Origin of the sequence: Streptomyces sp. NBC_00386 (genome assembly GCF_036063235.1) — a bacterium.
Taxonomy (GTDB): Bacteria; Actinomycetota; Actinomycetes; order Streptomycetales; family Streptomycetaceae; genus Streptomyces.
In genome coordinates this window covers 9,429,854-9,442,678 of record NZ_CP107950.1, presented here as the reverse complement: position 1 = coordinate 9,442,678, position 12,825 = coordinate 9,429,854, and the positions used below count along the sequence as shown (strand labels likewise).

Here is a 12,825-nt window from a genome sequence, read left to right as displayed (position 1 = left end):
GGGCCCAAGCTATGCGGCGCGTCCACGGGTACGCCAACTGGTTTGGCGGCAGCTCGGGGGGACGCGATGTCGGTGAGCTCGCCGAGGCGACCGCAGGATCACGTGGTCGACTGACCCGCTCGGCCGGCTTCCGTTCGCAACGTGCGCGCTCGCTCGGCCGGATCGTAGTTCGGACCGACGCCCTCGATCAGCACCAAGTCGCCCTCCACGTGGTCGGTACGCAAACTCAGGATGGCCCGGTAGGCGGGAGAGTCGTACCAAGCACGGGCTTCGGCCAGGCCGGGGAACTCGATCAGCACCATGCTGCCGGGCCACGTACCCTCGACGACCTCGACCGGCGGGCCGTGGATGACGAAGCGGCCGGCGAAGGGGTCGAGGGTCGCCTGGATGCGCTCCAGGTACTCGATGATGTCGGAGTGATTCCGGCGGCTGCGGAGATGAGCGAAGCCGTAAGCGGGCACCACGGGGCTCCTTTCGTTCCGGGGTTGTGAGCGATGACCGGAACGTAGCCGAGGGTGGTTGGTCAGTGCGATTACCTCGGAGGTAATCGCCGGGCGTCGCATCGATGACGCGCGCCGAGACCGGAGCCCGCCCAGGCGTTCCGCCTCTCACGGCGTGCGCCAAAACCCCTGCCCTAGAGCACGCGCAGGACGCCGACCACCTTGCCGAGAATGCGCGCGTCGTCACCGGGGATCGGGGCGAAGGACGCGTTGCGCGGCATCAGCCACACCTGTCCGTCCTGCCGGTGCAGGACCTTGACGGTGGCCTCGTCCTCCAGAAGAGCGGCGACGATGTCGCCGTGCTCGGCGCTGTCCTGCTTGCGGACGGTCACGATGTCGCCGTCGCAGATAGCCGCGTCGATCATGCTGTCGCCGGACACGGTCAAGGCGAACAGCTCCCCCTCCCCGACCACCTGACGGGGCAGGAAGTAGACGTCCTCGACCATCTCGTCGGCGAGCAGGGGCGCGCCGGCCGCGATCCGTCCGACGAGCGGCACCTCGGCCGGCTTCGAGCTCCGGGCTGCGAGATCGGGGGCCCAGGAAGGGCGCACACGGTAGGCGCGGGGACGGTGCGGGTCGCGGTAGAGCACACCCTTGTGTTCCAGTGCGCCCAGTTGGTGGGAGACCGAGCTGGTGCTGGAGAGCTCCACGGCCTGGCCGATCTCGCGCATCGACGGCGGGTAGCCCTGCCGCGCGACCGACTCGGTGATGTAGCGGACGATGGCCGCCTGGCGGGCCGTCAGCTCACCTTCGACGGCCTGTACGCCCGGGGGTCGTCCCCGGCGTACTGGCGTGCTGTTCTCCATCCCCCGGCCCCTCCGTACATGATCCTCGCGGAACCCGACCCTAACCCGCCATCCCGTGCATGGGGAACGCCGGGATCGGAAACGCGGGCTGCCGGGACGCGGAAGGGACTTCTCGACAGCCGGGCCGGCGCCCGGCGTCGAGCGCGGCGTCCAGGGCGGCGTCCGGCCCGGCGTGAGCGTGAGGCCGGCTGTCGACGGGCCTCGGCGCGGGGTCGCCGGCATGTCACCAGTGCGGCGTGGGGACGGTCGGCGAGTCGTCGTCGCCCTCGCGCACCGGACGCGGAGGCTGGTCGAGGATCTCGCGCGCCGTGGCGCCGGCGCCACCGCCCCGGCGCCGCCGGGCACGCACCCGGTGGCCGAGTACGGTGAAGCGCTCGAAGAGCAGGATGAATGCGCCTTTGGCCGGTTTCACAGTGATTCCTTCCGAGGGGGTCTGGGAAACTCCATCGCACATCTGAACAATGGGCACAGCAGCAGCTGCTGAGGTCTTGTGCCTGATGAGGGGGCTGGGTGGGCGGCATCGGTGAGGACGGCACGATTCCGGGCCTGCGTACGGCGGCGGGGTGGCCCTCGCACGAAGCGCAGTTGTCCGAGGACGCCGTCCGGGTGTTCCGGTGGGTGAGCGACCAGGGATCGTGCGACGCGGGGACGCTGGGCGCGACGCTGGGGCTGCCGGAGAGCCGGGCGGCCTCGGCGGTGGCGACGCTGACCGAACTCCTGCTGCTGCGCCGCCTGCCCGGGGACCCCGACCAGTTCGTGGCGATGGCGCCGGACGCGGCCCTCGCCGCGCTGGTCGCGCCGCGGGAGGCGGGGTTGCGCCGCCAGCTCGCCGAGATCGATCGGCTGCGGGCAGAGCTTTCCCTCCTGGCGCCGTTCTATGCGGAAGGCCGGCGGCAGTGGCAGGGGCGGGCTCCGCTGACGGAGATCACGGACCTGAAGACCGTCGTGGGAATGATCACCGAGGCGACCATGCGGTGCCGGAAGGAGGTCCGCACCTGCCACCCCGGCGGCGGCCGCTCCCCGGCGCTGCTGGAGCAGGCGTTCGTACAGGACCGCGACATGCTGCGCCGCGGCATACGGATGCGCACCCTGTACCAGCACACCGCCCGCTACCACCTGCCCACGCAGGAGTACGCACGGCGGATGACCGACGAGGGCGCCGAGATCAGGACGCTGAGCGAACTCTTCGGCCGCATGGTCGCCTTCGACGGGGAGACGGTGTTCATCCCGCACCAGGACGACCTGGACGCGGCCATCGTCATCCAGGAGCCGTCCACGGTCTCCTATCTCTGCGCGACCTTCGATCACGCCTGGTCCCTGGCCGAGCCCTATCAACCGGCCTGGACGGAGAGTTCGGCGCGGGACGAGGTGAAGCAGGCGATCGTCCGACTGCTGGCCGAGGGCATGAAGGACGAGATGGTGGCCCGGCGGCTCGGGATGTCGCTGCGCACCTGCCGCAAGCACATCGCCGAGATCATGGAGCAGTTGGGCGCGGCCAGCCGCTTCCAGGCCGGATATCTGGCCCGTGTGCAGTCCTCCGGTCCGGCCTCGGCCACGACGGGTGGAGCGTGAGAACCCTGCCAGGGTCGGCCTCGGGCCGCTGAGGGCCGGGCGACGCGTCGATACCGATACTGGTGCCGATATGGATACCGGTGCCTGTGCCTGTGCTGGCACCGGTGCCGATATCGATATCGATCCCGGTGCAGAGCCGGCCTCACTCGCCACGACACGTCGGCCGCCCCAGCACGGCCGTGGCCACCGTCGTCAGCCTCCTGATCCCGCTCCCAGGACATCGCGGACTCGGCCTGGGGTCTGTCGTCCGGATCAGGCGGCTCCGGGACGCGGCGCCCCGCCGGCCGGCCCGGACGGGCCCCGCGTCCCGCTGCGTGATCCGAACGACAGGCCCTAGCACCGCTCTCCCGCCGCGGCTGCCTGCTCGCGCGCGAACAGCAGGGTCAGCCAGGGCAGTTCGTAGCGCACCGCCTCCGGGGCCGTGGTCGTGTGCGCGGTCACCTCGGGCAGGGACGGCGGTGGCAGGACGCCGACGTCGATCAGTTCCTCCAGGGAGCGCTGCGCGTCCCGCCCGGCCCTGCCCAGGACGCGGGCGGCGGAGGGGAGGGTGAAGGAGACGTCCGGCAGTGCGGCCAGCGCGTGGAGGGAGTCACGGGCGGGAGCGGGCAGCCGGGCCCAGGCCCCGGCGAGACGGGCGCGGACCCCGAGGCCGCCGGACGCGAGTTCGTCCAGCGCCTCCAGAGGATGTTCGAGGCGGTCCGCGTACTGGCCGAGCGGCATGTGGCGCAGCACGGACAGACGGTTTCCGGCCGCTCGCAGAGCGAACGGGAGGAACCCCGTGGCCGCGACGACACGTTCTGCCGCCGCGCGCTCGGCGGCCAGCCGGGGCCGCCCGATGATTCCTCCGAGCAGGTCCTGTGCCTCCTCGGGGGACAGCGGCGGGAGTTCCACCCGGTGCGCGCACTCCAGGCAGGGCAGCCGGCCGCGGGAGGTGACCAGGGCCGCGGCGCCGCCCGACGGCGGCAGCAGCGGGCCGAGGGCGGTGGCGTCGGGTGCGTCGTCCAGGAGCAGCAGGATCCGGCGCCCGGACAGCCAGGAGCGCCAGACGGTGGCGGCCTCCTCCCGGTCGGCGGGCAGCCGCTCGGTGCAGCCGAGGGATCGGGCCAGCTCCGCCAGTACCGACGCCCATGGGCGCGTCGAGCCGTCCTCGGCGCACAGCCGGGTGGCGACCACGCCGTCGGGGTAGTGCGCGGCGAGGCGGTGCGCGACATGTACGGCGAAGGCCGACTTGCCGACGCCGACCGCGCCGGTGACGAGGACCGGGGGGCCGCCCTCGGTCTCCAACTGGGCCCGGACGGCCTCCAGTTCCCCTGTGCGCCCGGTGAAGTCGACGAGGTCCGGCGGGAGCAGCAGCCGTGATCCGGTGGGGCCGCGGCGCGGCCGGGACGGGGCCATGTCGTCCAGCAGGCAGCGGTAGGCACCGTGGAGCGCCGCACCGGGTTCCAGGCCCAGTTCCCGGGACAGCCGCTGACGGCAGTCGTCGTAGGCGGCCAGTGCCTCCGTTCTGCGGCCCACCTGGTGCAGCGCGGTGAGCTGGGCGGCGCGCAGCCGCTCCCGCAGCGGGTGGCGGCTCACCATCTCGTCCACGGTGTCCGCGACCGGGCCCGGGTCACCGATCTCCAGCTGCGCTTCGGCCCAGGCCTCGTAGACGGCCAGTCGCCGGGCGTGCTGCCGTTCGACGGCGGCGCGCAGCACGTCGGCCCGGGGGGCCAGGTCGCTGAAGGGGTCGTGTCGCCACAGGTCCAGCGCCTGGCGGTACGTACGGGCCGCGTGACTCGGCGCGCCCGCGCGCGCCTCGGTGTCGCCGCGCCGGGCGAGTTCGTCGAAGCGCAGGGTGTCGCATTCCTCCGCGGTGAGGTGCAGTACGTAGCCGCCGGGACCGTGGCTCAGCCGGCCCAGGTCGTCGGGGTCGAGCACGCGGCGCAGGACCGACACGTACGCCTGAAGGTTCTTGCGGGCCGTACGGGGCGGGTCGTCCGGCCAGAGGGCGTCGGTCAGTTCCTCCACCGACACCGGCGTGTTGGGGCGAGTGAGCAGGACCGCCAGGACGAGGCGCTGCTTCAGCGGTCCGAGCGCGAGCGGCAGACCGCCGCGGGAGGCGCGCAGCGGACCGAGGAGGGTCAGCCGTAAGGGGGCGGCGGCGGTTTCGCCGCCGATTTCACCGGCCGGCTCTCGCGGAATTCCGGGAGCCGATGCCATGCCGCGGCTTTCCGTGAGTGCTTCGGCCATCTCGCCCCCTCAGCCCCTTCCCCAGCCGGTGTCGTCGGAGGTCTGACAGAGGAAGGGAATTCTGTGCACGAAAGCCTCCGAGGATCGGCAGGGGATGAGGGAATCCGCGAGGAGCCGTGAACCCTTCGGGAATTCGGTGGAATTCCTTCGGCCTTCACAGGATGCGCACGGGCCGGTTCGGGGGCCATGGACTCGAGGATGGCTCAAGGTGCATGCAGCAACACACCCGCCGGGATAAAGAGCGAACAAGTGTACAAATCCGTGTGAAACAACCGGCCGTGCCACGGTCCGTCCCCACGGCCGGTCCGCCCCGCGCCGCGTACCGGCTCCGAACCGTCCGCCAACCACGACCGAACCGGTGCCCCGCACGCTGAGCCCGCACGTCCCGGTGGCCTACGGAGGTGACGCGATGCGGCTGGCCGAGATCATCGAGCTACGTCCGGTGCCGGCGGCCGGGCTCCTCGCCACCCTCACCAGGCGCTGCCCGCTGAGCTGTGCCCACTGCTCCACCTCGTCGGGGCCGCGCGGCGAGGACACCCCGGCCGAGGCACTGCGCCGCTTCGTCGGCGGCTTCGCCCCCGGCGACCGTCCGGAGGTCCTCATGCTCACGGGGGGCGAGCCGCTGCTGCGGCCCGCGCTCGTGGCGGACCTCGCGGCACTCGCGGCGGCGGCCGGAACGCGCACGTCGGTACTGAGCGGCATGTTCTTCGCCGCCGACGGCCGGGTGCCCGACCGCATCCTGCGCGCCCTGCGGCACGTCGCCCACTTCTCGGCGAGCATCGACGTGTTCCACGAACGTGAAGTACCGCGCGCCGCGGTCTTTCGCGCGATGCACCGCATCAGGGAAAGCGGAATCGACGTGAGTTTCCACGTGGCGGGAACCCCGGCGGACGACGACTATCTCGCGGACATCACCGCGTCCATTCGTACAGAATTCCACGACCAGGCGGCCGTCCTGGTCAATCACATCCGGCCGGTGGGCCGGGCGGCGGGCTGGGCGTCCGCGCGAACCGTCCCGTTGCGGGACACCGCGGACGAGAGTTCCTCCGAGACGCCCCCGGCACCGTGCGCGATGGCCGCCTGGCCGACCGTGGCCTTCGACGGCACCGTCGCGGCCTGCTGCAACCAGCGTGTGGTGGACGCCCGGCCCATCCCGGAACACCTGCGCCTGGGGCACATCGCGCAGGACGACTGGGCCGCGATACGGCGCCGCTGCCAGGCCTCTCCCGTGCTGCGCACCATCCGTACCGCCGGAGTCGGATCGTGCGCGGACTGCCGAAGCCTGGCCCGGCGGCCCGCGGCCCTGGACGCGGCCGAACGGTCCGGTTCGCGCCCCGCGGCCGGTGCGATGGACGCGCTCGGCGCCCGGCTCCAGCACGACGCGGGGGCCGCCTCACTGCTGCGACGGTACGGAAGCGACCGGTACGCACCGCTCGTGCTGCTCGGCGGTCCCGGGGACGAGGAGGTGTCCGGGTGAGCCCGTCGGCCGTCGCGAGCCTGCGACTCGAACTGTCCCTCGTGCGGCCCGTGCTGTGGGCCGCCACCGCGCGCATGTGGCGGGCCGACTCCGGGCTCCCCGGCCGCTACCACCGCTACCTGCGCGCCATGCACCAGGTGATCCGCGCCTCCGTTCCGCTCATGGAGCGGGCCGCCACCCGCTGCGAGGCACTGCCGCGGGACCCGGTGGCACGCCCCCTCGCGCGGTACCTGCGGGCGCACGCCGAGGAGGAACGCGGCCACGACGACTGGCTGCTCACCGACGCCGCGGCGACCGGGACGCCGCCGGACGAGCTGACCGGCACCGTGCCGCCGGCCCATGTGGCCGCCCTGGTGGGGGCCCAGTACTACTGGATCGAGCACAGTCATCCGGTGGCCCTGCTCGGCTACATCGCGGTACTGGAGGGCAACGCGCCCGCTCCCGGCCTGGCCGGCCGGCTGGCCCGCGAGACCGGGCTGCCGCCGGCCGCCTTCGAGACCGTACGCCTCCACGCGGACCTCGACGACGGACACAGCGCCGACCTGGACCGGCTGATCGAGCGGCTGCCGCTGGACGCCGCACAGCGTTGCCTGGTCGCCGTCAGCGCGCTGCACACGGTCGCCTCCCTCGCCGAGCTGTTCGACCGCATCACCGCGGCACCAACCGAATGGGAGAGCACCGATGACTGACCCCGCACCCGATCGCGACCGCCTCCGCGCGCTGGAGGACGCCGGGTTCCCTCTGCACAGCCTCTCCCCCGAGCAGCGAGAGGTGCTCCAGGACCTCAGCGCACAGGAGCTGACCCTGCTGCTGGGCCTGAAGGAGCGACTGGACGCGGCCGAGCCGGAGGTGCAGGCGCACAGCGAGATCGCCGGCGGAGCGCTGTTCTGATGACGGGCGCGATGACCGGTGGCACACGCGTGAAGTGCCCGCGGTGCCCCGAACCCCCTCCGGACGGCGCGGCGTTCTGCCCCCGGTGCGGAACCGCGTGCGTGGCCGCGGGCGACGCCGCCGCGGCCGAGGAGCGCCGGGTGGTGACGGTGCTCTTCTGCGACCTCGTCGGGTCCACGGCCCTGTCCGGGCGGCTCGACCCGGAGACCCTGCGCACGGTCACTCTCCGGTATTTCGCGCTGATGCGGGCGCGGATCGAGGAGCACGGCGGCACGGTGGAGAAGTTCATCGGCGACGCGGTGATGGCGGTGTTCGGGGCGCCCGTGCGCCACGAGGACGACGCCCACCGGGCGCTCGCCGCCGCGCGCGGCATGGTCACCGGCCTCGACGGGCTCAACGCCGAGCTGGAGCGCGAGCATGGCGTGCGGCTCGCCGTGCGCATCGGCGTGAACACCGGTGAGGTGGTCGTGAGCGTCGATCCCACCGCCCGGCAGGCCCTCGTCTCCGGCGAGGTCGTCAACATCGGGGCCCGGCTCGAACAGCACGCCAGCGCGGGGGACATCCTGATCGGCCCCGCCACACTCGACGCCGCCGGTCCCTCGGCGGTCACCGAATCCGCCGGATCGCTGTCCCTCAAGGGCGTCGGAGTCCCCGTCCCGGCCCACCGCCTGGTCGCACTCCACGAGGACGACCCGGAGCGGGTACGCCGGTTCGACACCCCCTTCATCGGACGAGAGCAGGAACTGGCCGAACTCCGCCTGCTGTCGCGCAAGCTGGAGACGGACCCGCGTTCGCACCTGGTGACCGTCTACGGCGAGGCGGGCCTCGGCAAGACGCGCCTGCTGCGCGAGTGGCTGCGGGACTGCCCGGCGTACGGCGAGGGCCGATGCCGGCCCTACGGCGAGTCCGGCTCCCTGTCGCCGCTCGCCGAAGCGGTACGCCAGGTGCTCGCCGCCGTCGGCGAGGACACGGCCCTTGCCGCGCTGCCGGCCCCGGAGCGGACGGAGGCGGAACAGGCGCTGCGCCTGCTGCGGACCGGCCTCCTCGCGGACGGCACGCCCAGTCCTTCGGCGGACGACACCCTCATGGCCCTGGCCTGCCTCCTGGACGCGCTGTCCCGTGAGCGGCCCGTGGTGCTGGTGCTGGACGACTGCCACTGGGCGTCCGGGCCTCTGCTCGACCTGGCGGACCGGCTGCTGGACGAACTCGACCACTCCCCCGTGGCCCTGGTGTGCGTCGCGCGTCCCGAGCTCCTGGAGACCCGTCCCGGCTGGGGCAGCGGGCGGATGCGGTCCGCGTCGCTGCTGCTCACACCACTCACCCGGGAGGAGGCGGCCGCACTCGCCGGGGAGCTGGTCGAGGTGGCGGCCCACCGGCAGGACGTGCTGGAAGGCGCGCTCGACCGCGCCGAGGGCAATCCGCTGTATCTGGAACATCTGACGGCGATGGCCGCCGAGTGCGACGACCTGCCGCTGACCGTGCACGCCCTGCTGGGCGCCCGCATCGACGCGCTGCCGCCCGAGGAGCGGACGCTGCTGCAGGTGGCCGCCGTCCTGGGAAGGGAGTTCCAGCGCGCCGACCTGACCGAACTGGCCACCGACGAGGAGTCCGGAGACCCGGCTCAGTCCCCCGGCGGTCTGCTGCGCGGCCTCGTGCGACGGCGGCTCATCGAGGCCGGTGGCCGCGCCCGGTCCACCAGCTCCGTACTCCGGTTCGGCAGCGCGCTGGTGCAGGAGACCGCGTACCGCGGGATGGCCAAGAAGGTACGTGCCCGGCGCCACGAGCACGCCGCCCGGGTCCTCGTCCGCCACGACGCGGGCGATGCCGCCGTCGGCTCCCATCTGGCCCGCGCCCACCGTCTGCTCACCGAACTGGGCATCCACGACGGCGACACCGACGCGTTGCGGACTCGCGCCGCCGCTCTGCTCACCCGGGCCGGTGCGGCCGCCCTGGCGCGCTCCGACCTGCCGTGGGCCGACGACCTGCTCACCCAGGCCCTGGACCTGGCCGCGCCCGGCGAACCCGTCGCCCGCGCGGCCGCCCGCCGGCTCGGCGAGACGAAGGCCGCCCGCGGTGAGCCCGAGCGCGGCCGGGAGCTCCTGGCGGACACGCTCGACGCGGCGGACCGGGCCGGGGATCCGCTGGACGCCGCCCATGCCCGGCTCGCGCTGACCGCGCTCGACCCCCGGCACGATTCCGCGGCCGAGGTGGCGGAGGCCGCCCTCCCGCTGTTCGACCGGGCGGGCGACGACCAGGGCATCGCCCGTGCCTGTGTCCGTATCGCCCAGGACCGTCAGCGGCGCGGACTGCACGCCGAGGCCGAGGAATTGCTCCACCGGGCCCTGGAGCACGCCGACCGTGCCGACGCCGAACCCGAACGGGCGCTGGCACTCGGCGCGGTCGGCATCTCCCTGTGGCGCGGCCCCACCCCGGTGGGGCGCGCCGTCGGGCGCTGCGAGGAACTGCTGTCGGCCCACGGCGCCGGCCGGCCGACCGTGCGCGCCACGCTGGGCTGCCCGCTCGCCGTACTCCTGGCCCTGCAGGGGCGGCACGAGGAAGCACACGAGCGGCTGGCCGAGGCGGCGCGCCTGGCCCGCGGCCTCGGCTACGCGGAGAGCGCGTTGTTCATCCCGCTGTTCGCCGCGGAGGTCGAGGCCTTGAGCGGTACACCGGCCCGCGGTCTGACCCTGCTGGAGGAGGCGGAACGCGCGGGCCGCGAACTCGGCGCCACGGGCGCCCTGCCCGGTATCACCCGGGAGCGGGCGCGGATCCTGCTGGACCGCGGAGAGCCGGCGCAGGCACTGGCTCTGCCGGACCCCGAACGGTCCACGCTGCCTCCGGCCGAGTCCGCCGACGCCTACGGACTGCGGGCCCGTGCCCTGGCGCTCGCCGGTGAGCCGGACCTGGCGCGTGTCTGCGCGGACCGGGCCGTCACCGCGGCGGGTGAGACGGACTCCCCGGTCGTACGGGGCACCGCGGCCCTCGACCTCGCTCACACGCTGCGCACACTCGGCCTGGCCGCGGACGCGGCGCGGGAAGCGCACACGGCACGGGGACACTTCGCCGCCAAGGGGCACCGGCCGGGCACGGACCGCGCGTCCGTGTTCGCCGACGAGACGACGGCCACGGTCCGGGGCGCGGAACGCCCGGCCGGACGGGAAGGCAGGACCGGATGACCACAGGAACGGCGGGAGGGCTCACCTGGAGCCTGCGTGACCGCTCCCCCGAGGACCTCACGATGCTCGCCGACACGGTGCCGGACCTGCCCGCCGATCCCTCGGCGTGGTCGGACGGCGCCGGGGTGCGGGTGTGCGTGGTCGACACCGGGGTGGAGTGCGGCCATCCCTCGGTCGGCACCGTCCAGGGTTCGTACGAGGTGGCGTCCGCCCCCGACGGAACCCTGCGCGTCGTCGACAGCGGCCCGCTGCCCGACGGCGCCGGCGACGGCTGCGGGCACGGAACGGCGTGCGCCGGCATCGTCCGGCGCGTGGCACCGGGCTGTGAGCTGTACAGCGTGCGGGTGCTGGGCGAGGGCTTCACCGGCACGGGCGAAGCCCTGCTCACCGGGTTGCGGTGGGCCGTCGACCAGGGTTTCGACGTGGTCAACCTCAGTCTGTCCACGACCCGTCCGAAGTTCCTCGAAACGTTGCGGGCCCTGGCCGACCAGGCGTTCTTCACCGGGACCACGCTCGTGGCGTCCGCCCACAACACACCGGTGGAGAGCTTCCCCTGGCGGTTCTCGTCCGTCATCTCGGTCGGTACGCACCGCGAGGACGACTCGGGGCTCTTCCTCTACAACCCCGCGCCACCCGTCGAGTTCTTCGCACCGGGCCAGAACGTGCAGGTGGCCTGGACGGGCGGCAAGACCATCCGCACCACGGGCAACAGCTTCGCCACCCCCTTCATCAGCGGGATGTGCGCACGCCTGCTCGGCACGCACCCGAAGCTGACACCGTTCCAGATCAAACACGCGCTCTACCTCTCCGCCGCGAACGTGCGCATCGGCGAACCAGGAACCCGAGGTGAATCTTGACTTCCTCCCCCTCCTGACGGAGGGGGATTCCTACGGCTCGCGCTGTAGGGCTTCCTGCTTCATCGCCGACCGCCCCGTCCGGGAGGATTCCCGTTGAGGTCTTACACCGGCTCCACAGGCTGTCACCGCCAGCCCGGCGGTCAACAGGTTCTTCGCCGCGTTCACGTCCCGGTCGTGAACCGTGCCGCAAAGGCACGTCCAGGTGCGGACGCTGAGAGAAATCTTTCCGACGAGGGCACCGCAGTGGGAACACAGCTGGGAGGAGGGGAAGAAGCGGTCGACCACGACCACTTCCCGTCCGTACCAGGCGGCTTTGTACTCGAGCATGCTTCGGAACTGCGACCACCCGGCATCCGAGACGGCGCGGGCCAGGGGCCGGTTCTTGAGCATATTACGGATGGCCAAGTCCTCGATCACGAGCGTTTGGTTCTCACGCACGAGTCGGGTGGTCAGCTGGTGCAGGTGGTCGCGGCGCCGGTCTGCTATCCGGGCGTGGATCCGGGCGACCTTGCGCCGGGCCTTGGCCCGGTTCGTGCCGTCACCCTTGGCCTTTTGCGCGAGACGGCGCTGGGCGAGCGCAAGCCGGGCATGGTCGCGGCGCTCGTGCCGAGGGTTGGCGATCTTCTCACCGGTGGACAGGGTCAGCAGATGGGCCAGACCCACGTCGATACCCACCGCCGCATTCGTGGCGGGCAACGGCTTCACCTCCGGGTCCTCCACCAGCAGGGACACGGACCAACGGCCGGCCGGGTCCTGCGACACCGTCACCGTCGACGGACGCGCACCCTCCGGCAGGAGACGCGACCACACGATGTCCAGCGGCTCCGCCATCTTTGCCAGCGTCAGCTTCCCGTCACGGAAACGGAATCCGCTGGTGGTGTACTCCGCGGACTTGCGGGACTTCTTGCGCGACTTGAACCGCGGGAACTTCGCCCGCTTGGCGAAGAAGTTCGTGAACGCCACCTGCAGGTGCCGCAAGCACTGCTGCAACGGCACCGACGAGACGTCATTGAGGTAGGCCAGTTCCTCGGTCTTCTTCCACGCCGTCAGCATCGCCGACGTGGCGTTGTAGTTCAGTCGCTCCTGACGCGTCCACGCCTCGGTGCGGGCCACCAATGCCATGTTGTAGACCTTGCGCACACACCCGAATGTGCGCGACAGCTCAGCCGCCTGCACATCGGTCGGGTAGAAGCGGTACTTGAACGACCGCTTCACATACGTGGGCATGCCCCGCAAACTAGCGCACCGGCTGGTGAGGACCTGCCGGTTCACGCGAGTGGAGTCCGGTCCGCCCCTGCCCCGAACCGGCACCTTTCA

At 72.5% G+C, this 12,825-nt stretch carries 11 protein-coding genes; 6 read left to right on the top strand and 5 right to left on the bottom strand.

What is annotated here, in order from left to right; genetic code table 11:
• Positions 1–98: 98 nt before the first annotated feature.
• The 3 genes from OG780_RS41300 to OG780_RS41290 all read right to left on the bottom strand — a co-directional run bounded on the left by OG780_RS41300 (position 99) and on the right by OG780_RS41290 (position 1,718).
• The gene (locus OG780_RS41300; protein ID WP_328457121.1) at positions 99–461 is read right to left on the bottom strand and encodes a DUF1330 domain-containing protein; all 363 of its coding nucleotides are present in this window, start codon (positions 459–461) and stop codon (positions 99–101) included.
• A 173-nt stretch (positions 462–634) separates the two neighbouring features.
• Positions 635–1,306, bottom strand: coding sequence for a transcriptional repressor LexA (gene lexA, locus OG780_RS41295; protein WP_328457119.1), 672 nt, complete (start codon positions 1,304–1,306; stop codon positions 635–637).
• 223 nt (positions 1,307–1,529) lie between these two features.
• Positions 1,530–1,718: a hypothetical protein gene (locus OG780_RS41290; protein WP_328457117.1), complete on the bottom strand. Its 189-nt coding sequence runs from the start codon at positions 1,716–1,718 to the stop codon at positions 1,530–1,532.
• A 98-nt stretch (positions 1,719–1,816) separates the two neighbouring features.
• Between OG780_RS41290 and OG780_RS41285 the strand changes: the two genes are divergently transcribed.
• Positions 1,817–2,878, top strand: a complete 1,062-nt coding sequence (locus OG780_RS41285) for a helix-turn-helix transcriptional regulator (RefSeq protein ID WP_328457115.1) — start codon at positions 1,817–1,819, stop codon at positions 2,876–2,878.
• Positions 2,879–3,211: 333 nt separating this feature from the next.
• Here the strand turns inward: OG780_RS41285 and OG780_RS41280 are convergent, their stop codons facing one another.
• Positions 3,212–5,107: an AfsR/SARP family transcriptional regulator gene (locus tag OG780_RS41280; protein WP_328457113.1), complete on the bottom strand. Its 1,896-nt coding sequence runs from the start codon at positions 5,105–5,107 to the stop codon at positions 3,212–3,214.
• Between the two features lie 409 nt (positions 5,108–5,516).
• Between OG780_RS41280 and OG780_RS41275 the strand changes: the two genes are divergently transcribed.
• From OG780_RS41275 to OG780_RS41255, 5 genes are all read left to right on the top strand, one after another.
• The gene (locus OG780_RS41275; protein WP_328458731.1) at positions 5,517–6,584 is read left to right on the top strand and encodes a radical SAM/SPASM domain-containing protein; all 1,068 of its coding nucleotides are present in this window, start codon (positions 5,517–5,519) and stop codon (positions 6,582–6,584) included.
• Positions 6,581–7,273: an iron-containing redox enzyme family protein gene (locus tag OG780_RS41270; protein ID WP_328457111.1), complete on the top strand. Its 693-nt coding sequence runs from the start codon at positions 6,581–6,583 to the stop codon at positions 7,271–7,273. The genes OG780_RS41275 and OG780_RS41270 overlap by 4 nt, the downstream gene beginning before the upstream one ends.
• Positions 7,266–7,475, top strand: coding sequence for an aroma-sacti cluster domain-containing protein (locus OG780_RS41265; protein ID WP_037623557.1), 210 nt, complete (start codon positions 7,266–7,268; stop codon positions 7,473–7,475). The genes OG780_RS41270 and OG780_RS41265 overlap by 8 nt, the downstream gene beginning before the upstream one ends.
• Positions 7,476–7,576: 101 nt before the next feature.
• Positions 7,577–10,651, top strand: coding sequence for an AAA family ATPase (locus tag OG780_RS41260; RefSeq protein WP_328457108.1), 3,075 nt, complete (start codon positions 7,577–7,579; stop codon positions 10,649–10,651).
• Positions 10,648–11,508, top strand: coding sequence for a S8 family peptidase (locus OG780_RS41255; protein WP_328457106.1), 861 nt, complete (start codon positions 10,648–10,650; stop codon positions 11,506–11,508). Before OG780_RS41260 ends, OG780_RS41255 begins: the two co-directional genes overlap by 4 nt.
• A 30-nt stretch (positions 11,509–11,538) precedes the next feature.
• On the opposite strand, the gene OG780_RS41250 is transcribed toward OG780_RS41255, so the two are convergent.
• The gene (locus OG780_RS41250; protein ID WP_328457104.1) at positions 11,539–12,735 is read right to left on the bottom strand and encodes an RNA-guided endonuclease InsQ/TnpB family protein; all 1,197 of its coding nucleotides are present in this window, start codon (positions 12,733–12,735) and stop codon (positions 11,539–11,541) included.
• Positions 12,736–12,825: the final 90 nt, after the last annotated feature.